The organism is Clostridium celatum DSM 1785 (genome assembly GCF_000320405.1).
Classification (GTDB): Bacteria; Bacillota; Clostridia; order Clostridiales; family Clostridiaceae; genus Clostridium; species Clostridium celatum.
Window position 1 is genome coordinate 1 of the sequence record NZ_KB291670.1, and the last position, 22,147, is coordinate 22,147.

The window sequence follows — 22,147 nt, forward strand, 5'->3', positions numbered from 1 at the left end:
GCTAATTTGATATTAGCATATTTTATGTTTTTTTATTTAATTAAGGCAATGATGGTAGCAAGTAGCTTTAAAAAATATATATAAATTTAAAATAGTATATTAAATGAATATGTTATCAAATTTTTGTTCATATTATATTTGATATGGTATATGTAAAAAATAAACTATACAATTGTATAAATACATAGGAGGAAATCTATGAAAAAGAAATTAGTTTTGATAGCGATGATTAGTGTTTCAATTTTATATGGGTGTAGTAAAGGTAATTCAAATACTGCAATAGAGAATAACACTGAAGGAAAACCCGTAATAGAAGAAAATGTTAGTGAAAATCTAAATATAGATACTAATATTAAGTCAAGTGATGAAGCTTTAACTATGCTTAAAGATGGAAATGAGAGATTTTTAAATGATAAGTCAGAACTGAGAAATATAAATCAGCAAAGGAGGGATCAATTAAAGGAAGGTCAAAATCCTTATGCGGTAATAGTTTCTTGTTCAGATTCAAGAGTAACACCAACGACGATTTTTAATGCAGGACTTGGAGAGATATTTGATATAAGAATTGCAGGAAATGTAGTTGATGATGATGCATTAGGTTCAATAGAATACGCTATTGAACATTGTAATACTCCTTTGATAGTTGTTATAGGACATCAAAGTTGTGGAGCTGTAACTGCAGCGTACAATAAGGTAATTAAAGGTGAAGCTTTAGAAGGTCATATAGAAGATATTGTAGAAAAAATTGAACCAAGTATAGATAAAAATGCAACTTTAGATGATGCCATTAATAAAAATATAGAAGCGACAATTAAGAAAATTTTAGAAGATGAATCAATAAAAAAATTTATTGATGAAGGAAAAGTAAAAATAGTTGGAGCATACTATGATTTAGGTGGTAAAGTGACCTTTAAATAAGAAAAAAGAGATAAGGTGTAAAAAAATGGTGAATAAAAAAATGCTTTAATGGAAAAATAACGGATATAATAAAGTTTATTTTATAAACATAAAAAAGTAAGGAGGAATTTATTTTGCATTTAACTATTAGAGAACAAGAAAAACTGATGATTGCTGTTGCATCAGATGTAGCTCGTAAAAGAAAAGCTAAAGGTTTAAAACTTAATTATCCAGAAGCTATGGCAATAATAACAGATGAAATGTTAGAAGGTGCTAGAGAAGGTAAAAGAGTTGAGGAATTGATGGATTATGGAACAACAATATTAAGTAGAAGTGATGTAATGGAAGGTGTTCCAGAAATGATACATACTGTTCAAGTAGAATGTACTTTCCCAGATGGAACTAAATTAGTTACAGTACATGACCCAATTAAATAGGATGGAGGAGTAGTAAATGGTACCTGGTGAATTAAAAATACAAGAAGGAACTATAGAATATAATGCAGGAAAAAAAGCTATAAAAATACAAGTTGTAAATACTGGAGATAGACCAGTACAAATAGGTTCACATTATCATTTTTATGAAGTAAATGATTCTTTATCTTTTGATAGAAAAGCAGCTTGGGGAAAAAGATTAGATATACCTTCAGGAACAGCTGTAAGATTTGAACCTGGCGATAAAAAGGAGGTAAATTTAATAGATATTGGTGGATACAGAAGAGTTTATGGAATTAGAAATATGTGTGATGGATTCTTAGATGGAATGTCAAAAGGGAGCGGTGAAAAGTAATGAGTTTTGAAATAGACAGACATAGATATTGTGAATTATTTGGACCAACAGAAGGTGACAGTATTAGATTAGGAGATACTGATTTATTTATAAAAATTGAAAAGGATTATACTGGATATGGTAATGAATGTAAGTTTGGTGGTGGTAAAACACTTAGAGATGGTATGGGGCAAAATGCCACACAAACAAATAAAAACCCAGAAGTTGCTGATTTAATTATAACAGGAGCAACAATAGTTGATTATACTGGGATATATAAAGCAGATGTTGGAATTAAAGATGGAAAGATACTTGCTATTGGTAAAGGGGGCAACCCAGATACAATGGATGATGTTGACTTTGTAGTTGGTGTTGGAACTGAAGCTTTAGCAGGAGAAGGAAGAATATTAACAGCAGGAGGAATAGACACTCACGTTCACTATATTCATCCAGGCTGTGCGGAAGTTGCTTTAGAAAATGGAATAACTACATTAGTTGGTGGAGGAACAGGTCCAATAGACGGAACAAATGCTGTTACTTCAACTCCAGGTCCATGGAATATTAAGAGAATGCTTCAATCTGCGGAGGGATGGCCAGTGAATGTTGGCTTTTTAGGAAAAGGTAGTGGAGCTAACATTGATGTAAATGCTCAACAAATAGAAGCAGGTGCAATTGGATTAAAAGTTCATGAAGACTGGGGAGCAACAAGATCTGCTATAAATTATTCACTTGAAACAGCTGAAAAATATGATATTCAAGTTGCTTTGCATAGTGATACTTTAAATGAAGGTGGATTTGTAGAACATACTATAGAAGCAATAGCTGGTAGGGTAATACATACATATCATACTGAAGGAGCCGGTGGTGGGCATGCGCCTGACTTAATGAAGGTTGCGTCACAAATAAATATACTACCAGCATCAACAAATCCAACTAAACCTTATACAGTAAATACAATTGCTGAACATTTAGATATGTTGATGGTTTGTCATCATTTAGATGCAAAAGTTCCAGAAGATATAGCTTTTGCTGATTCAAGAATTAGACATCAAACAATAGCAGCTGAAGATATATTCCAAGATATGGGTATTTTTAGTATTATGAGTTCTGATACATTAGCAATGGGAAGAATTGGAGAAGTTGTAACAAGAACTTGGCAAACAGCTTCAAAGATGAAGAAACAAAGAGGAACTTTCCCAGATGATAGTGAATATAGTGACAATAATAGAGTAAGAAGATATATAGCTAAATATACTATTAACCCTGCAATAGCACAAGGTATGGATAAGTATATAGGTTCTGTAGAAGTTGGTAAGATAGCTGATTTAGTACTATGGGAACCACCATATTTTGGGGTTAAACCACATTTAATACTTAAAGGTGGAATGGCTATTAGAGGAATAATTGGTGATGCAAATGCTTCAATTCCAACATGTCAACCAGTTATCTATAGAGATTGTTATGGAGCATTTGGAAAAGCAAAGGAAGCAACTTGTATTACATTTGTTTCTAAATATGCATATGAGCATGGAATTAAAGAAGAACTAGGATTAGAAAAGATAGTATTACCAGTAGGAGGAATTAGAAATTTAACTAAGAAGAGTATGAAGTTAAACTGTGAAACACCAGAAATAACTGTAGATCCTCAAACTTATGATGTAAAAGTTAATGGTGAGCTTGTAACTTGTGAGCCAGCAGAGGAATTACCATTAGCTCAAAGATATTATTTATTTTAAAAAGGAGAGAGTTATATGATTTTTAACCAAATAATAGATAATATTGATAATATCGAGGATTTATCAGAGTTTCATGTAGAAAAGATTTATATAAATAGTGAAGATAGTCTTAAAAGGATATTGAGAGTTACATCTGATCATAATAGGGAATATGGGATTGCATTAGAAAAAAATGAAAAATTAAGAGATGGAGATATAGTATATAAAGATAAAAAAAATATTATTGTTGTAAAAATAAAAGGTGATGATGTTTTAGTTATAAAACCAAAAGATATAACTGAAATGGGAATTATAGCTCATAGTCTTGGAAATCGTCATTTACAAGCTCAGTTTGAAGGTGGAAAGATGATAATTCAATATGATGCATTAGTAGAAGAAGAATTAAAAAAAGACGGTATAAATTATTCTAGAGAAAATTTAAAATTGAAAAAAGCATTCAGACACGTAGAATTTGGGCATACCCATACTCATGCTAATTAATAATAATGACATTTTAAATGTCCTAAGAGTTATTCAAGTTTGCGATTCCAATTTTCCAGTTGGTTCTTTTAATCACTCATATGGTATGGAAACTTATTTGCGTTTAAATAGAGTTTATAATGCCAACACTTTTAGAGAGTGGCTTAATGTGTATTTGAAGGAACAATTTATATATACAGATGCTTTAGCTATAAAAATGCTTTATGAATATTTAAATGATAATAATTTAAGGTCAGTTTATGAGTTAGATAGACTTATAACAGTTCAATGTGTAGCTAAAGAAAGTAGAAATGCTGGGAAATTAGTGGCTAGCAGAATGATAAAGCTTTTCATGGAGTTGTATGATATAGATTTATTAAAAAATTATGATGAAAAGCTTAGGAAAAAAGAATGCTTTGGACATCCTGCATTAGTATTTGGAATGCTTATGTATTCTTTAGGATTTAATTTAGAAGAAGCTATAATTTATCATATGTATAGTACAATTTCAACTCTTATAAGCAATGCAGTAAGAACTATTCCATTAGGTCAAAAAGATGGTCAGATATTACTTAAAGAATTTATTGAAGAAGCTGGGAAGCTTTATGATGTAGTAATTAATTTAGATTACGATTATTTTGGAGCTAATAGTCCAGGTTTAGAGCTTTCACAAATAAAGCATGAAATTATGGAATTTAGGCTTTTTATGTCGTAATAAAAATTCTATAGTAACTTATGAATTATGAGTGTTCTTTAAAGGATAATCGTAATTCATAAGTTATAAATTTATAAATAAAAAGAAAGGGTGTTGATTTTATGAAACCAGTAGTTATAGGGGTTGGAGGTCCTGTAGGTAGTGGAAAAACGCTACTTATAGAAAGGGTAACTAGAAAAATGAATGATAATTATAATTGTGCAGTTATCACAAATGATATATATACAAAAGAAGATGCTAAATTTATGGTGAAAAACTCTGTTTTAGATGAAAATCATGTTATTGGTGTTGAAACAGGAGGATGTCCACATACAGCAATAAGAGAAGATGCTTCTATGAACTTTGAGGCTTTAGAAGAATTAAAGAATAGATTTGATGATTTAGATATAATTTTTCTAGAAAGTGGAGGAGATAATTTAGCAGCAACTTTTAGTCCTGATTTAGTTGATTTTTCTATATATATAATTGATGTTGCCCAAGGGGAAAAGATACCAAGAAAAGCAGGTCAAGGTATGATAAAAAGTGATTTATTTATTATAAATAAGGTAGATTTAGCACCATATGTTGGAGCAGATTTAGAGGTTATGAGAAAAGATACATTAGCTTTTAGAGATGAAAAGAGTTTTATATTTACAAATCTTAAAACTGATGAAGGAATAGATACTGTTATAGATTGGATTAAGAAAAATTGTTTATTAGAGGATATTTATTAATATGATTAACGAAGTAGTATCTAAAAATAAATACTCAGGTATTATAGAGTTAGTATTAGAAAATAAAGACAATAAAACAATATCAACTAAAAAAATTTATAAGGGGCTATCAAGAGTATCACCATCAACTAAAATGGATAGAGAAAATATATCAACATTCTATTTAATAGGGCTTGGAGGAGGATATATTGAGGGTGAGAAATATAAAAATACTTTTATATTAAAAGATGAAACAAGAGCAATAATAACAACTCAAGCATCAACTAAGGTGTATAAATGTACACATGGACTTAAAGCGGAGCAAGAAACTATTATAAGGATAGGGAAAAATAGTATATTAGAATATATAACAGACTCTGTAATTTTATATAAGGATGCAATATATAAACAAGTAAATAACATATATTTAGATGAAACATCAACATTAATCTATAGTGATGGAATTACTGCTGGTTGGTCTCCAGAAGGTGATAAATTTAAATATAATAGTGTTCAATTAAAAAGTAATGTATATATAAATGACAAAATAGTATTACTAGATAATTTAATTATTAATCCTACCAATAATGATGTTACTCAATTAGGGTTTTTTGAAGAATATTTAAATTTTGGAACAATACTTGTTATTAATAAGAATATTACAGATGAGGTTGTAGAAGAAATAAGAAAATTATTGGCAAAGATAGATTTACCAATAGATTATGGTATATCAAAACTAGAAACAACTGGTTTTGTACTTAGGGTGTTAGGAAATTTAACTCAGCACATAGAATATGTTATGAATGTTTGTCACAATTATGTGAGAAAAAGTTTTTTGGATTCTAAAGAGTTAATTATAAGAAAAAATTAATATCTAAATTTAACAAATGATAAATCTAAGAGGAGTGATTCTATGATTATTCATGGTGATGTAGCATTTATGGTTTTATCAACTACACTTGTTTTAATTATGACACCAGGATTAGCATTTTTTTATGGAGGTTTAGTTGAAAGGAAAAATGCTTTAACAATTATGTTTCAGGTATTTATAGCTATTGGAATTGTATCTTTATTATGGATATTTGGAGGATTTAGTTTAGTCTTTGGTGATGATATTATTGGCATTATAGGTAATCCACTTCAATTTTTTGCGTTTAAAGATATTACATATACAATAGATTTAAAATATAGTGAAACTATTCCATTTATATTATTTTTTATGTATCAAATGATGTTTGCAATTATAACAGCGCCTCTAATGACTGGTGCTTTTGCAAATAGACTTACTATAGGTGGATGGATAAAAATACTTATTATTTGGATGATACTTATTTATTTCCCAGTAGCTCATTGGGTTTGGGGTGGAGGATTTCTATCAAAATTAGGATTTGTAGATTTTGCAGGTGGTGCAGTAATACATATTACATCAGGATTTGGTTGTTTAGGTGGAATTTATGTATTAGGTGAAAGAAAAGTGAAAAATGAAAAAGGACCTTTTAATTTAGGCTTATTAGCATTAGGAGGTGGACTTTTATTATTTGGATGGTTTGGATTTAATGCCGGAGGTACTTTGGCTGCGGCTAATGTAGCTGCAATTGTTTTTGCTAATACAGGAATTGCTGCTGCAGCCGGAATGATAGTTTGGTTGATACTATATTCAATGCACAACAATAAAAGAGCATCTTTTTTAGAAATGATTGTAGGAGCAGTAGCTGGTCTTGCAACAATTACACCAGCTTCAGGATATGTTACGCCTTTAAGTGCAGTTATAATAGGTGCTTTAGGAGGTCTTGTATGCTTCTTTTGTGTAGAATATGAAAGAAAGAAATGGGATGATGCACTTGATGTTTGGGGAGTTCACGGAATGGGTGGATTACTTGGAACATTATTAATAGGAGTATTTGCTAATCCAAAAGTTAATAATATAAGTGCAGGGATAAATCAATTTCTAATTCAGGCATTAGGAGCCTTAATTATTGGAGTATATTCAATTGTAGTTACTTTTTTAATATTTAAAGTTGTAGATAAGATTAAACCAATAAGAGTAAGTGAAGAAATTCAAAGAAAAGGTTTAGATCAAGAGTTTTTCCAAGAAAGTTATGAAACTAAGCAAGAATAACTAAAAAATAATATGAAATAGGAGGAAAAAATGTTAGGAGTAGTTTTAATATATGTAGGAGTTGTTCTTATTCTTAATGGAATAGGAAGACTTTGCAATATTGATGCAAAATCAACTGCAGTATTTAATGTATTTACAGGTATGTTATCATTTATATTAAACATAGTAGCAGTAATACAAGGAAATTATTTTGCTGCAGGAACTGGTCTTTTATTTGGATTTACATATTTATATATTGCAGCTCGTAGTATATTTAATTTAGATGGAAGATTATATGGATGGTATTGTTTGTTTGTGGCAATAAATACTATTCCTTTAGCCTTTATTGATGGAAGTACACAAAAATTTATACAATTTACTGTAGGAAATATATATTGGATATTTATATGGCTTTTATGGGGTTTATTGTGGTTAACTGGATTTATAGAGTTAGTAATGAAAAAAGATTTGGGTAAATTTGTTGGATATTTATCAGTTTTTGATGGTATTGTAACTGCATGGATTCCAGGATTCTTATTATTAATAAATATGTATCCAAAATAAAATTTAATATAATAAATTATTTTATAAAAAATCATGAGGCTGTTATAAAATAGCCTCATGATTAGTTTTTAGGGAGGAATAAATGTGAATAGAAAGATAATGAAAGTTTTAATTTTTTTATTAATATTTATAAATATACATGTTAACTATATTGCATTAGCTTGTGAACCAAATGAAAAATCTGCAAATGATAAAAGTAATTTTATCATTTGCATTGATCCAGGTCATCAAGGAAAAGGAGATAATAGAGGAGAACCAGTAGCGCCAGGATCAAATAATAAAAAAGCAAGGGTATCTTCAGGTACAGCAGGAGTTGCTACTAAAAGAGCTTAGCATGTTGTAAATTTAGAAGCAGCAATGATACTAAAGGAAATTTTGGTTAATAATGGATATAAAGTTGTTATGACAAGAGAAAGTGCAGATGTAAATATTAGTAATGTGGATAGGGCTGAAATTGCTAATAAAGCCAATGCGGATATTACAATAAGGATTCATTGTGATAGTATTAACGATGGAGGAAAGGTAGGAGCTTCAATATTAGTTCCTTCTAAAGAAAGTAAATATACAAGTACTATTTATGAGGAAAGTAATAAATATGCAACTATATTATGTAACAATTTAAAAGAAAGTAATGTAAAGGTAAATGGGATATTTGAAAGAAGTGATATTACAGGATTTAATTGGTCTAAAGTTCCAGTGATAATTTTAGAAATGGGATTTATGAGTAATTATAATGAAGATAGAATGTTAAGTAATCCAGAATATCAAAGAATGCTAATGGAATGTGTAGCAAAATCAATAGATGAATATAGAGTTACAGAAAAATATAATTAAAATATAAATTTAGGGGGAAGGGAGTAATGTATTTATTAGCATAATAAATACATTATATATAAATTAAAGTAATAAAAATAAAAAGTTTGGATAAAATAAATTTATAAGATAGTTCTAAGTACTTTTATATTTAATATTAAGATACATTTTGTACAAGCTAAAATTAAGTAGATTAAAATGATTTTAGGAGGTGTAAGTTTGAAAAAATATGATTCCATTTATTATTGGCAAAATTATTTATGTAAACAAGATGAAATGTATATAAAGCCAAATGCGTATGTTTTAAAATTTTCATTAATAAACACTTATAGTAAAGATGTATTTTGTAATTGGTATTCATTTAAGTCATATGAAGCTTTAATAGGATTTATAAGATATGTTGTTGTACCATCAAGTTATATAACTAAAGTTTTTGGAAAAGAACAAGAAACTATCTTTATTGATGCGTTAAATGAGGAAGATACAATTGAGCTAATAGAAGATAGTGATATTAAGAATAAATTAGACGTGATTTTAGAGATAAATCAAGAATATAATTTATTAAAAAGTTTAAAAAATAATTTTACTGTAGATAAAATGAAAAGATATATAAATCTAGTAAATATCAATAATAGTATAAAGAATAATATTTTTAGTAATTTAGAGTTTTTTGAAAATGTAAATGTTATTGGCAGAGAATTAGTTAAGGAATTTGAAGCAGATAATATGCTATCAGACTTAGAAAGTCATATGTCATTAAACAAAAAACAAATAATAGACATGTTTGATGGAATTGATAAAAATCCATTTATGTTAAAAAAACTAAATACTTATTTAACTAATACACTTGTATTTTAATATAATTGTTAAAAATGGTGAATTTAATATTATTAAATTCACCATTTTTATTTTAATATAAATATTTTAAATAGAGATTAGATATATAAGATTTTTAAATATTTATATAAATATTATGGTAAATTAATATGAAGTATTAACAAGATTTAAAATAGATGATATATTAATATATGTTAAATTGTAAGGAGAAAAAATTAAAAAATAAAAGAAACATAAGTTAAGTCCTTAGAAATTAATTTAATATTTTGCTTGTAAAATATTAAATTATGAATAATAATATTTAACAAGCATAAAAAGATAAATGAAAGATGTGATATTTAATGAATAATAAATTTTTACCTATAAGTAAGGAAGATATGAAAGAAAGAGGCTGGGAGCAGTGCGATTTCATTATTGTAACTGGTGATGCCTATGTAGATCATCACAGTTTTGGGACAGCAGTAATATCTAGAGTATTAGAACATGCAGGATATAAAGTTGGAATAATAGCTCAACCAGATTGGCATAGTACAGATGATTTTATGAAACTTGGAAGACCAAGACTTGCATTTTTGGTTAATGCAGGAAATATGGATTCTATGGTTAATCATTATACTGTAAGTAAGAGAGTTAGAGAAAAGGACCTTTATTCTCCAGGTGGGAAAATGGGACTTAGACCGGATAGGGCAACTATTGTTTATTGTAATAAAATAAGAGAAGCTTATAAAAATATCAATATTTGTATTGGTGGAGTTGAAGCAAGTCTTAGAAGATTTGCTCATTATGATTATTGGGCAGACAAAGTTAGAAAATCAATATTAACTGATAGTGGTGCTGATCTTTTAATATATGGTATGAGTGAAAAGCAAATAGTTGAAGTTGCTAACTATTTAAATGAAGGTTTTGAGGCTAAGTATATAAGACACGTACCAGGTACATGTTATTTAGCAGATAGTTTAGATGAAATCTATGAAGAACATATAGTTATACCTTCATATAAGGAAGTATCAACAGATAAAATCAAATATTGTGAAGCTTTTAAAATTACATATCAAGAACAAGATCCTATTAGAGGAAAAACTATAGTTCAAGATCAAGGAGATAAGTTTTTAGTAGTTAATAAACCAGAAGTTATTTTAAATAGAGAAGAATTAGATGCGGTTTATGATTTACCTTTTACTAAAGAATATCACCCTATATATGAAGAGATGGGAGGAATTCCAGCCCTAGAAGAGGTTAAATTTAGTATAGTTGGATCAAGAGGATGTTTTGGAAATTGTTCATTTTGTGCAATTACATTCCATCAAGGAAGAGCAGTTCAAAGTAGAAGTGAAGAATCTATAGTTAAAGAAGCTAAAGAAATGACAGAAATGAAAGACTTTAAGGGATATATTCATGATGTTGGTGGTCCTACAGCAAACTTTAGAAAACCTGCATGTAAACATCAACTAACTATAGGAGCGTGTAAAACTAAGCAATGTTTAAGTCCAGGTGTATGTAAAAATATGGAGGTAGATCATAAGGAATTCTTAAGTGTACTTAGAAGTGTAAGAAGTTTACCTAAGGTTAAAAAGGTATTTGTTCGTTCAGGAATTAGATATGATTATGTAATGGCAGATAAAGATGATACATTCTTTAAAGAATTAGTAGAGCATCATGTAAGTGGTCAATTAAAAGTTGCCCCTGAACATGTATCTGAAGAAGTATTAAAGCATATGGGGAAACCAGCAGGAAGAACATATGAGGACTTTAGGCAAAAATTCTTCAGAATAACAGAAAAACTTGGTAAGAAGCAATACATAATTCCATACCTTATGTCAAGTCATCCAGGAAGTACATTAAAGGAAGCTATTAAGCTTGCAGAATATCTAAGAGACATAAAATATCAACCAGAACAAGTTCAAGATTTTTATCCAACACCAGGAACATTATCAACAACTATTTTTTATACAGGATTAGATCCTATAACAATGAAGCCAGTATATGTTCCTAAAACTAAAGAAGAAAAAGCAATGCAAAGAGCGCTTCTTCAATTTAGCAATCCAAAGAATTATAATATAGTTTATGATGCATTAATGAAAGCAGGGAGAGAAGATTTAATAGGAAATGGACCTAAATGCTTAATTAAGTCTAAGGAACAGAGATATAAGGAAGCTCATGGATTAGTTAGATCAAAAGCTAAAGGAAACACTGGAAAATCAAAGTCTTTTAATAGCAATAGTAAATCTTCTTTAAGTAGAAATAAGAAATCAAATGATAAAAATAATTCGAGAAGAGGAAAAGAAAGTAATTTAAAAGGCAATAGAGATAGTAATAGAAATTCTAAAAATGCAAGAAAAAAAAGTTAAGTAACTAAGAGTTAAAATAAAAATTAAGACTTAAAGATAATTTATTCTTAAGTCTTAATTTTTCAATTTTAACTCTTAGTTTTTTTATTTATAAATATTAAGATTTAGAGCATTCTTTACATACATTTATGGTATTACCTTCTTCATCTTTTTTACTCCAAACTAACTTAACACGCTTTCTTCCACAGATAGGACATGTACCTCTCCAACCAGGGAGTGTTTTAATATATTTACCTCGTCTTTGTTTACTCATTTTATATCCCTCCTTTTGATATTTACACTAATTTATATTAATTAGTGTATTTAATTATGCATTAACATAAAAAATTATTATAACCTTAAATAAAATACTCGTAAATGATGATTGTTTAAGAAAAAAAATATGAAGCATACTAAAATATAATCAATTAAGTTAAAGATTGTTATTTTTTAAACAAATTTTAACGAAAGTATTTACTATTATATAAAAGAGTAGTATTATATATTTAAAGATAATAATTATTAACTAATATAAAATATCAAGAAAAATAATTTTAAGGAGTGTTAATTATGAAAATAGTAGTAGTTGGATGTACACATGCAGGAACAGCTGCAGTAGTTAATTTAAAAGAACTTCATCCAGAAAGTGAAATCACTATATATGAAAAAAATGATAATTTATCATTTTTATCATGTGGTATAGCATTAAATGTTGGTGGGGTTATAAAAGAAACTAAAAATCTTTTTTATAATTCACCAGAAAATCTATCTAAAATGGGTGTTATAACTAATATGAAGCATGAAGTTTTAGATATAGATTTTGATAATAAAACCTTAAAAGTTAAGAATCTTTTAACTGATGAGGAGTTTGAAGATAATTATGATAAATTAGTTTTAACTTTAGGATCATGGCCAATAGTTCCTAAGTTTGAAGGTGGGGACCTAGAAAATATATTATTATGCAAGAATCATGACCATGCAATAGAAATAATAGAAAAATCAAAAGAAGCTAAAAATGTAGTAATAATTGGTGCTGGATATATTGGAGTTGAGCTTGTAGAAGCTTTCGAAATGCAAGGTAAGAAAGTAACTTTAATAGATGCAGAAGATAGAATTATGGCTAAGTATCTTGATAAAGAATTCACAGATATTGCAGAAAAAGAGTTTGCGGATAAAGGTGTAAATTTAGTATTAGGAGAAAAAGTATCTAAGTTTGAAGGTGAAAATGGAAAAGTAACTAAAGTTGTTACTGAAAAAGGAAGCTACGAAGGTGATTTAGTAGTATTATGTATTGGATTTGCACCAAACACTAAACTTATTCAAGGTAAATTAGATACTCTTCCAAATGGAGCTATAATAATAGATGAATACATGAGAACAAGCAGAGAAGATGTATTCGCAGCAGGGGATTGTTGTGTAGTTACTTACAACCCAGCTCATGATACAAGATACATACCACTTGCAACAAATGCTGTAAGAATGGGAACTTTAGTTGCAAGAAATATAGTGAAGCCAACGCTTAAGTATATGGGTACTCAAGGAACATCAGGAATTAAGATTTATGAAAAGTGTATAGCATCAACTGGATTAACTGAAGAAGTTGCTAAGGCTACAACTAAGATGAATGTTGCATCAGTAAGTTTAACTGATAATTATAGACCAGAATTTATGCCAACATATTTACCAGCTACTGTAAAGATAGTATTTGATAAAGATACAAGAAGAGTAATTGGAGGACAAATAATTTCTGATATAGATTTAACTCAATTTATGAACACTTTATCAGTAGTTATACAAAATGAAATGACTGTTGAAGAACTTGCAATGACAGATTTCTTCTTCCAACCTCATTTTAATAAACCATGGAGTATTTTAAATGCAGTTGCATTAAAGGCACTATAAAAAATAAAGAGTCGTATTATACGACTCTTTATTTTTTATTAATTATTATATTTTTAAATATAATTCTAAATGAAATACTCGTAAATAAGTATAACTTAACAACAAAATATTAAAAAAGTGTGATTACCTTTACATAATCGTTAAAATATGTATAATATTAAATATAAAGCTAACGGAGAGGATGAAATATAATGGGGAATTTAAAAACAGTATTAGTTAAACTAGGGATTACATTAAGTATATTTCTAGGGGTATATTTAGCAATATATTTTTGTTTTGATGTAGTAGGTTTAGCAAAAGAACCTAAAATGATGAATGAATATAAATCAGCATATACACAATTAAAGGAATTGGAAACTGAATTTAATACTTTATCTGCAGAAAATAATGAAGAAGCTAATAAAGAAAAAATAGAAGAGTTAAAGTCAGAAATAATTTTACTTGAAGAAGAAATACAAAAGGTTAAGGAATAGAGGAAAATTTATGGGAAAAGGTAAACGTAATAAAATAAAATCAAAAAAGAGTAATAAATTAAATAAAAATACTACTCCAAAAATGTCTTTAAAAGAAAAGTTTTTTACTGGAATTAAAGAATATAAATTTATTATTATTTTAGCAGTAATATTTAGTGTTTATGTATCATTATTTCCAAAAGATTATACAAGTGATTTAATAGATATGGAAAAACAAATAGAAGTGCTTACTTCTAAATTAGATGAATTTAATAGTAGTAATGAAGATATAAATAGAGAAGTAGAAGAGTTAACTGCTAAAAGAGACAAGCTTAAGGAAGAATTAGATAATTTAAAATCAAATTAAAAATAAAAAACAGGTTACTAATTATGTTAGTGACCTGTTAATTTTTTAAACGCTTTCATTAATTTTATTCTTTATATGATAAGAAAATGGAAAAATGTAATAGGATAAGGATTAGAAAAAAGGATACCATATAAATGAGGTGATAATTTTATGGGAAATCAAATGAAAAAAACTAAAAAACAACATAAAAATGTTAATCATAATCCACAAGTTGAAAGTGTTAAGGCTTGTTTTGGTGAACCTAAGGCAAAAACATATGACCCAACAGATTTTAAAATTTAGCTAAAGGTGTGAAATTTTATGGAGAAATATGATTATGTATTTAGATGGTTGAAAAAAGCGTCAAAACCTGAAAGACATATAGAAGAGATGGAGACCTTTGCTAAAAAGCATCCAATTACTTTTATGAAATTTCATAAATCATCTGCAGCAATAGTGAAAAATGAAGAAACAGATGCTAATTATATAAAGGCTAAGGAAGAGTTAACTAAACTATTTGATGAAAATGAAAACGACTTTAAACCAATTTTTGATGCAATAAAAAATAAATTTAAGTATTAAAATATTAAGTAAAAGTTTAATAAAAATTTAATTAAACTTATAATATGTAAAATTAAAGTATACTCGAGGTAAAAGTTATGGATAATAATAAAAATAGAATGAAGGATAGAGAAAAATCTAAAAATGAACTTAGGAAGATTGATCCTACAGGAAATTCTGAAGTAGGAATAGAAAATGGAGAGAAAATAGGAGCACATGATCATAACAAAAAGAGTTATAAAACGTATGAGTGGATGCAAGATAAATAGTTATATATCTAACAATATATAATTTAAATAAATTTATAAATAAAGAAAGTAGATAGATTATTTATGTAAGTATAAATCTATCTGCTTTCTTTTTATTATGAAAGATTAATTATTACATTTAGTATTAACATAGGTATATTAAAATAAAAGTATCCATGTAATTCTTGATATTAGGTAATATGATAACTATAATTACAATATAAGAGTATCAAAAACTTAAATTTTAACCTTAGGGGAGAAGTAGTATGGAAAATGGTATTATAACTAGTAATAAAGAAAAAGTAAAAGTAAAGAAACCAAAACATTATAAAGTTGTTATGCATAATGATGATTTTACCACTATGGAATTTGTAGTAGATGTATTAATGACGGTTTTTAATAAAGATCTAAATGAATCAAATAAAATAATGATGGATGTTCATAAAATAGGAAAAGGTATAGTTGGATTATATCCATTTGATATTGCAACAACAAAGGTAGCCATTGCTTTAGGTATGGCAAAAGAAGAAGGTTTTCCTTTTAATATAACTATTGAGGAGGCTTAAAGAAATGGAATTATCTAAAGAGGTCAATAATATTATTGTAGAGTCTTATGAATTTGCAAAGAGTAATAAAGATGAATTTGTAACAGCAGAGCACTTATTATATGCTATTACTTTTGAGGAAAGATTTATAGAAGCAGTAGATGAATTAAATAGTGATGCTTTAGCTTTAAGAGAAAATTTAGTTAATTATATTAGTGAATATGTGGAGGAAAGTAAAGGGTCTAAAATACAAGAAAGTTATAGTTTTCAACAAGTTATTATAAGAGCAAGTGAGCAAGCTATTTTTTCAAATAGAACCAGCATTACAATGGAGCATATTATTTCTGCAATATACGATTTAGATGATAGTTATGCAGTTTATTATCTTATAGAAGCTGGAATAGAAAAAAGAGATTTACTATATCATCTTTGTCATGATGCAAGCACTAATGAGTATGAGGATAATAAAGTTAATAGTGAAGATAGTGAATTACTAAATAATGATAATGTAGACGAATATAATGAAATGAGTAATTATAATAAAAAAAGTAGTTTATTAGAGTCATTAACTATTAATTTGAATGAAGTAGTTAGAGATGAAAATTCTGATCCACTTATAGGAAGAGAAGATATTTTAGAGCGTACAATTCAAATTCTTTGTAGAAGAACAAAAAATAATCCAATTCATGTAGGGGAACCTGGTGTTGGTAAAACTGCAATAACTTTAGGGTTAGCAAAGATGATTAATGAAGGAATGGTTCCAGAGGTATTAAAAAATGCAGAAATTTTTTCTTTAGATATAGGAGCTAGCTTAGCAGGTACTAAGTATAGAGGAGATTTTGAAGAAAGAATTAAAAAAGTTTTAGATGAAATAAAAAAACATGAAAAACCTATAGTTTATATAGATGAAATTCATACAATAGTTGGAGCAGGAGCTATTGGAGGTGGTTCTTTAGATACTTCTAATCTTTTAAAGCCGTATTTAATGGAAGGAAAAATAAGGTTTATTGGAGCAACTACTTATGATGAATATAAGAAATATTTTGAAAAGGACAAGGCTTTAAGTAGAAGGTTTCAAATAGTCGAAGTAAAAGAAACTACAGAAAAAGAAACTATTGAGATAATTAAAGGATTAAAATCTCATTATGAAAATTATCATAATGTTAAATATACGGATAATGCCATATGTTCAGCAGTAGCATTAAGTAGTAAATATATTAATGATAGATTTTTGCCAGATAAGGCAATTGATATAATTGATGAAGCTGGAGCATATTGCTCAATTAATAGGGATAAATTTAAGAGTGAAGATAATATAGTAATTGATGAAGATATAATAGAAGCAGTAATTTCAAAGGTATGTCATATACCTAAAAAAACAGTTGAGAAAGATGAAATATCATCACTTAAAGAGCTTGAGTACAATTTAGAAAAAAATATATTTGGTCAAGATACTGCAATTCACGAAGTTGTAAGATGTATAAAAATGTCTAGGGCAGGGTTAAATGATTCCAATAAACCAATTAGTTCATTATTATATGTTGGGCCAACAGGAGTTGGAAAAACGGAAGTTTGTAGGGTATTAGCAGAAAGTCTTAATGTTAAGCTTATTAGATTTGATATGAGTGAATATTCTGAAAAGCATGCAGCTTCAAAGCTTATAGGAGCACCTCCAGGATATGTTGGATATGAAGAAGGTGGACTTTTAACAGATACTATTAGGAAAAATCCACATTGTGTACTTTTATTAGATGAGGTGGAAAAAGCTCATCCTGATATTCTTAGTGTTTTGTTGCAAGTGATGGACTATGCAACTTTAACTGATAATCAAGGAAGAAAAGCAGATTTTAGAAATGTTATATTGATTATGACATCTAATGCTGGAGCTAGAGATATTGGAAAAAATGTTGTAGGATTTGGTGAGAGAATTATTGAAGGTTCAGCTATAATGGACGAGGTTAAAAAGTTCTTTACACCTGAATTTAGAAATAGACTTGATAAAGTAATAGTATTTAATCATTTGAATAAAGAAATGGCATTAGATATTGCTAGAAAAGAGTTAAATAAATTTAGAAATCAATTAGAACAGAAGAATATAAACATTGATTTTGATGATGAATGTATTTGTTTTGTTGCTGAAAAAGGTGTATCACAAGAATATGGAGCTAGAGAAATAATAAGAATAATAAACCAAGAAATTAAGCCTATGCTTGTAGATGAAATTCTTTTTGGTAAGTTAAGTAATGGGGGAGAAGTAGCTGTTACTGTTGCTGACGGTAAATTTATATATAGTTAATTACTTAATAAATTAAATGATAAATTTACATTTAAAATACCCTCATATGTTTTAATTCCTATTAATATAATTAATATAGTTAAGTATATATGGGGGTGTAAAAATGGATAACGTATTAAATATTGATAAATGTAAAATTTGTGGTGGACTAGTTAGAATAGAAAATAATGAATATGGAACTAGTAAACTTTGTACTTTCTGTGGATATTTTTATAATAAAGAAAACTTAAGTGACGAACATAATTGTAATTGTGGAGAGCAACATAATACTGAAAATATAATAGAATATTTACAGCCATGTGGTGCCTACAAATTAGTAACATTAAGTGGGGTTGCAAAGTCTGGGAGCCTAGGAGAAAACTTAACAGAGGAACAAGTGTTAAAAATGTTTAATTTTAGTGATATATCTAGACTAGATATGAAAAAAACTTATATTAACTATAGAAATGTAGAAACAAACGAGTTTAAAATAATTTTTGGTAATGGTAAGCCGGAAAGTTATGATGAGTTTATTGGAAAACTTTAAAAGCAGCTAAAAGTTAATATATATTTTAAATTAAGAGTAGCATTTATTTATAAGAAAATAAATGCTATTTTTTTAGTCATAAATAATTATTCATTAGGATAAAAATTTCAGAAATTTAAAAAGGATAAGTAAATAAAAAGCTTAAAAAATCATATTTATTGATATAAATGTAGTGAAAGTGTCAAAAGTTATTAAAATTTTATTAGAGATTTGTTGACAAGGGTTAGAAAATATCATAATATAAATACAAATAAATATTTAAAAACAGTGATAAAGAGGAGTAAGGAATAGGACGTATTAAGAGAGGAAGGTCTAGGCTGTAAGCCTTCTATATGAAATATCCTGAAGGTAGCTTTTGAGTTTCTTTGGTGAAATAATAGTAGTCAAAGACGGCATTCTAGTCGTTATATTAAATAAGAGCCTATAAGAAGTAAATTGTTAATTTACTTAGTAGGAATAAAGGTGGTACCGCGAGTCTTCGTCCTTTTTTTAGGACTAAGGCTCTTTTTTTATGTGAACTTTTGGTATTTTGTTAAATAGGTAGGGGTAATGGGAATAGAGTTAAAAATAAAATTATGGATATTATAATTAAAGTAATGTTATTTTTATATGAGGTTAAAGAAATTTAAATTTGTAAAGTGGTCTTTATATAAGAACTTTAAATATATAAAAAACTATTCAGGAGGTTTTATTAATGGAAGAAAAGAAAAATTTAGCCACAACGTATAATCCAAAAGATTTCGAAGAAAGAATTTATAAAACATGGGAAGAGAAAAAATATTTCACTCCTGTTGTTGATAAAACTAAGAAGCCATTTTCAATTGTAATGCCACCACCAAATATAACTGGTAGACTTCACTTAGGTCATGCTCTTGATAATACACTTCAAGATATGCTTATAAGATTTAAGAGAATGCAAGGGTACTGTACTTTATGGTTACCAGGACAAGACCATGCTTCTATAGCAACTGAAGTTAAAGTTGAAAATGAATTACTAAAGCAAGGCTTAGTAAAGAAAGAAATGGGAAGAGAAGCATTCTTAGAAAAAGTTTGGGAATGGTCTGATGAGTATAGAGGTCATATAAGAGAACAACTTAAAAAGATGGGTGTTTCTGCTGACTTTACAAGAGAAGCTTTCACAATGGATGAAAATTTAAATAAAGCTGTAAGAACAGTATTTGTTAAATTATACAATGAAGGACTTATATACCAAGGAAACAGAATAACTAACTGGTGTCCAAAATGTACTACAGCATTATCAGATGCAGAAATTGAATATGAAGAAAAAGAAGGTAGCTTCTGGCATATTAACTATCCATTAGCAGATGGTTCAGGTTACTTAGAAATAGCTACTACAAGACCGGAAACATTACTTGGAGATACTGCTGTTGCTGTTAACCCAAATGATGATAGATTTAAGCACCTTATAGGTAAGACATTAAAATTACCACTAACAGATAGAGAAATTCCAGTAGTTGGTGATGATTATGTTGATATTGAATTTGGAACAGGTGCAGTTAAAATAACTCCAGCACATGATCCAAATGACTTTGAAGTTGGTAAGAGACATAACCTTCCAATAATCAGAGTAATGGATGACCACGGTGTAATTAATGAACTAGGTGGAAAATACCAAGGTTTAGATAGATATGAAGCTAGAAAACAAATGGTTAAAGATTTAGAAGAACAAGGATTACTTGTTAAAGTTAAGCCTCATACTCACAATGTAGGAACACATGATAGATGTGGAACAGTTGTTGAACCAATAGTTTCAAGACAATGGTATGTTAAGATGGAATCTTTAGCAAAACCTGCTATTGATGTTGTTAGAAATGGAAAGACTAAATTCGTTCCAGAAAGATTTGATAAAATATACTTCAATTGGATGGAAAATATTCAAGATTGGTGTATTTCAAGACAATTATGGTGGGGACATAGAATACCAGTATTCTACTGTAATGATTGTAACCATATGATGGTTGAAGTTGAAGCTCCATGCAAGTGTTCAAAATGTGGTTCTGAAAACTTAAGACAAGATGAAGATGTACTTGATACTTGGTTCTCATCTGCATTATGGCCTTTCTCAACTTTAGGTTGGCCAGAAAAAACAGAAGATTTAGATTTCTTCTATCCAACTAATGTTTTAGTTACTGGATATGATATCATATTCTTCTGGGTTGCTAGAATGATATTCTCAGGATTACACAACATGGAAGAAACTCCATTTGATACAGTATTAATTCATGGTATCATAAGAGACGCTCAAGGAAGAAAGATGAGTAAATCTTTAGGTAATGGTGTTGATCCATTAGAAGTTATTGATGAATACGGTGCAGATGCATTAAGATTTATGCTTGTAACTGGTAACTCTCCAGGTAATGATATAAGATATATTCCAGAAAGAGTTGAAGCTGCAAGAAACTTTGCTAATAAGATGTGGAATGCATCAAGATTCGTTATGATGAACTTAGATAAGGAAGTAATGAATAAGTATTCAGACTGCAAAGAATATAGCTTAGCTGACAGATGGATATTATCTCAAATGAACACTTTAGTTAAAGAAGTAACTGAAAACATGGAAAAATACGAATTAGGAATAGCTCTTCAAAAGGTTTATGACTTTATGTGGACTGAATTCTGTGATTGGTATATAGAACTTGTTAAACCAGTATTCTTTAGCGATGATGAAAAGGCTAAGGGAGTAGTTTATAATGTATTATATACTGTATTAACTACAGGATTAAAATTATTACATCCAGTAATGCCATTTATTACAGAAGAAATTTACACTACTTTAACTGATGGAGAATCTATAACAATTTCTTCATGGCCAGAATTTACTGAGGAATTAGTAAATACTAAGGCTGAAAAAGATATGGAATTTGTTATTGAAGCTATTAAGGGATTAAGAAATGTTAGAGCTGAAATGAATGTTCCACCATCAAGAAAAGCCAAAGTAATTTGTTATATTTCAGATGAAGCAAAAGAAGCATTTACAGCAGGTATTCCATATATGGAAAAACTAGGTTCAGCTTCAGAAGTTGAATTCATAGCTGATAAAGCTTTAGTTCCAGAAAATGCAGTATCATTAGTTGTTAAGGGTGGAGAGTTATTTATGCCACTTCTTGATTTAGTTGATAAAGAAAAGGAACTTGAAAGATTAAATAAAGAAAAGAAGAAATTAGAAGGTGAAGTTACAAGAATTGAAAAGAAGCTTTCTAATGAAGGATTCGTAGCTAAAGCTCCAGAAGCAGTAATTGCTGGGGAAAAGGAAAAATTAGTTAAGTATCAAGAAATGTTAGATGCAGTATTAGTTAGAATAGATACTTTAAAATAGTTAAAAGTTAACTGTGGCAAGTGACAAG

General features: G+C 28.3%; 24 protein-coding genes, 1 pseudogene and 1 other annotated feature. Of the genes and pseudogenes, 24 read left to right on the forward strand and 1 reads right to left on the reverse strand.

Annotated features, from left to right (window positions below; translation table 11 throughout):
- Positions 1-198: 198 nt before the first annotated feature.
- The 14 genes and pseudogenes from HMPREF0216_RS12095 (at position 199) to HMPREF0216_RS12155 (ending at position 11,927) form a co-directional block, all read left to right on the forward strand.
- Complete coding sequence (locus HMPREF0216_RS12095; RefSeq protein ID WP_005214669.1) at positions 199-918, forward strand: carbonic anhydrase; 720 nt, start codon at positions 199-201, stop codon at positions 916-918.
- Positions 919-1,031: 113 nt separating this feature from the next.
- Positions 1,032-1,334 carry an urease subunit gamma gene (locus tag HMPREF0216_RS12100; RefSeq protein WP_005214670.1) on the forward strand — a complete coding sequence of 101 codons (303 nt, stop codon included), beginning with the start codon at positions 1,032-1,034 and terminating at the stop codon, positions 1,332-1,334.
- Positions 1,335-1,350: 16 nt separating this feature from the next.
- Positions 1,351-1,686: an urease subunit beta gene (gene ureB, locus HMPREF0216_RS12105; RefSeq protein ID WP_005214671.1), complete on the forward strand. Its 336-nt coding sequence runs from the start codon at positions 1,351-1,353 to the stop codon at positions 1,684-1,686.
- Complete coding sequence (gene ureC / locus HMPREF0216_RS12110) at positions 1,686-3,401, forward strand: urease subunit alpha (protein WP_005214672.1); 1,716 nt, start codon at positions 1,686-1,688, stop codon at positions 3,399-3,401. The genes ureB and ureC overlap by 1 nt, the downstream gene beginning before the upstream one ends.
- A 15-nt stretch (positions 3,402-3,416) precedes the next feature.
- A complete protein-coding gene (locus tag HMPREF0216_RS12115; protein ID WP_005214673.1) occupies positions 3,417-3,881 on the forward strand; it encodes an urease accessory protein UreE in 465 nt (154 codons plus the stop codon).
- 85 nt (positions 3,882-3,966) lie between these two features.
- Positions 3,967-4,575: an urease accessory protein UreF gene (locus HMPREF0216_RS12120; RefSeq protein WP_243187473.1), complete on the forward strand. Its 609-nt coding sequence runs from the start codon at positions 3,967-3,969 to the stop codon at positions 4,573-4,575.
- A 101-nt stretch (positions 4,576-4,676) separates the two neighbouring features.
- Complete coding sequence (gene ureG / locus HMPREF0216_RS12125; RefSeq protein WP_005214675.1) at positions 4,677-5,288, forward strand: urease accessory protein UreG; 612 nt, start codon at positions 4,677-4,679, stop codon at positions 5,286-5,288.
- A 1-nt stretch (position 5,289) separates the two neighbouring features.
- Positions 5,290-6,138 (forward strand): urease accessory protein UreD, encoded by an 849-nt coding sequence (locus tag HMPREF0216_RS12130; protein ID WP_005214676.1) that lies wholly within the window; start codon positions 5,290-5,292, stop codon positions 6,136-6,138.
- Positions 6,139-6,180: 42 nt separating this feature from the next.
- The gene (locus HMPREF0216_RS12135; protein WP_005214677.1) at positions 6,181-7,386 is read left to right on the forward strand and encodes an ammonium transporter; all 1,206 of its coding nucleotides are present in this window, start codon (positions 6,181-6,183) and stop codon (positions 7,384-7,386) included.
- Positions 7,387-7,416: 30 nt separating this feature from the next.
- Entirely contained in the window at positions 7,417-7,929 is a 513-nt protein-coding gene (locus HMPREF0216_RS12140) for an AmiS/UreI family transporter (protein WP_005214678.1), read from the forward strand.
- An 84-nt stretch (positions 7,930-8,013) separates the two neighbouring features.
- Positions 8,014-8,262 (forward strand): hypothetical protein, encoded by a 249-nt coding sequence (locus HMPREF0216_RS18185; protein ID WP_341349495.1) that lies wholly within the window; start codon positions 8,014-8,016, stop codon positions 8,260-8,262.
- Between the two features lie 18 nt (positions 8,263-8,280).
- Positions 8,281-8,763, forward strand: a pseudogene (locus HMPREF0216_RS12145) (N-acetylmuramoyl-L-alanine amidase family protein); the annotation flags it as partial.
- Positions 8,764-8,961: 198 nt separating this feature from the next.
- Positions 8,962-9,600, forward strand: a complete 639-nt coding sequence (locus HMPREF0216_RS12150) for a hypothetical protein (RefSeq protein ID WP_040419844.1) — start codon at positions 8,962-8,964, stop codon at positions 9,598-9,600.
- A 320-nt stretch (positions 9,601-9,920) separates the two neighbouring features.
- A complete protein-coding gene (locus HMPREF0216_RS12155; protein ID WP_005214682.1) occupies positions 9,921-11,927 on the forward strand; it encodes a YgiQ family radical SAM protein in 2,007 nt (668 codons plus the stop codon).
- Between the two features lie 97 nt (positions 11,928-12,024).
- Here the strand turns inward: HMPREF0216_RS12155 and HMPREF0216_RS17370 are convergent, their stop codons facing one another.
- Positions 12,025-12,180: a hypothetical protein gene (locus tag HMPREF0216_RS17370; RefSeq protein ID WP_005214683.1), complete on the reverse strand. Its 156-nt coding sequence runs from the start codon at positions 12,178-12,180 to the stop codon at positions 12,025-12,027.
- 296 nt (positions 12,181-12,476) lie between these two features.
- On the opposite strand from HMPREF0216_RS17370, the gene HMPREF0216_RS12160 reads away from it, so the two are divergent.
- The 10 genes from HMPREF0216_RS12160 to HMPREF0216_RS12195 all read left to right on the forward strand — a co-directional run bounded on the left by HMPREF0216_RS12160 (position 12,477) and on the right by HMPREF0216_RS12195 (position 22,119).
- On the forward strand, positions 12,477-13,808 hold the full coding sequence (locus HMPREF0216_RS12160) for an FAD-dependent oxidoreductase (protein ID WP_005214684.1): 1,332 nt from the start codon (positions 12,477-12,479) through the stop codon (positions 13,806-13,808).
- Positions 13,809-13,999: 191 nt separating this feature from the next.
- The gene (locus tag HMPREF0216_RS12165) at positions 14,000-14,281 is read left to right on the forward strand and encodes a hypothetical protein (RefSeq protein WP_005214685.1); all 282 of its coding nucleotides are present in this window, start codon (positions 14,000-14,002) and stop codon (positions 14,279-14,281) included.
- Positions 14,282-14,291: 10 nt separating this feature from the next.
- Positions 14,292-14,627, forward strand: coding sequence for a hypothetical protein (locus HMPREF0216_RS12170; protein ID WP_005214686.1), 336 nt, complete (start codon positions 14,292-14,294; stop codon positions 14,625-14,627).
- Positions 14,628-14,777: 150 nt separating this feature from the next.
- Positions 14,778-14,909, forward strand: a complete 132-nt coding sequence (locus HMPREF0216_RS17940) for a CPC_1213 family protein (protein ID WP_005214687.1) — start codon at positions 14,778-14,780, stop codon at positions 14,907-14,909.
- An 18-nt stretch (positions 14,910-14,927) separates the two neighbouring features.
- Positions 14,928-15,188 carry a hypothetical protein gene (locus tag HMPREF0216_RS12175; protein ID WP_005214688.1) on the forward strand — a complete coding sequence of 87 codons (261 nt, stop codon included), beginning with the start codon at positions 14,928-14,930 and terminating at the stop codon, positions 15,186-15,188.
- A 77-nt stretch (positions 15,189-15,265) separates the two neighbouring features.
- Complete coding sequence (locus HMPREF0216_RS17375) at positions 15,266-15,436, forward strand: hypothetical protein (RefSeq protein ID WP_005214689.1); 171 nt, start codon at positions 15,266-15,268, stop codon at positions 15,434-15,436.
- Between the two features lie 245 nt (positions 15,437-15,681).
- A complete protein-coding gene (locus tag HMPREF0216_RS12180; protein WP_005214690.1) occupies positions 15,682-15,981 on the forward strand; it encodes an ATP-dependent Clp protease adaptor ClpS in 300 nt (99 codons plus the stop codon).
- A gap of 4 nt (positions 15,982-15,985) precedes the next feature.
- On the forward strand, positions 15,986-18,256 hold the full coding sequence (gene clpA, locus HMPREF0216_RS12185) for an ATP-dependent Clp protease ATP-binding subunit ClpA (protein WP_005214691.1): 2,271 nt from the start codon (positions 15,986-15,988) through the stop codon (positions 18,254-18,256).
- 103 nt (positions 18,257-18,359) lie between these two features.
- Positions 18,360-18,782 carry a hypothetical protein gene (locus HMPREF0216_RS12190; protein WP_005214692.1) on the forward strand — a complete coding sequence of 141 codons (423 nt, stop codon included), beginning with the start codon at positions 18,360-18,362 and terminating at the stop codon, positions 18,780-18,782.
- A 258-nt stretch (positions 18,783-19,040) separates the two neighbouring features.
- Positions 19,041-19,271, forward strand: a binding site (T-box leader).
- 205 nt (positions 19,272-19,476) lie between these two features.
- Positions 19,477-22,119 (forward strand): valine--tRNA ligase, encoded by a 2,643-nt coding sequence (locus HMPREF0216_RS12195; RefSeq protein WP_005214693.1) that lies wholly within the window; start codon positions 19,477-19,479, stop codon positions 22,117-22,119.
- Positions 22,120-22,147 lie beyond the last annotated feature (28 nt).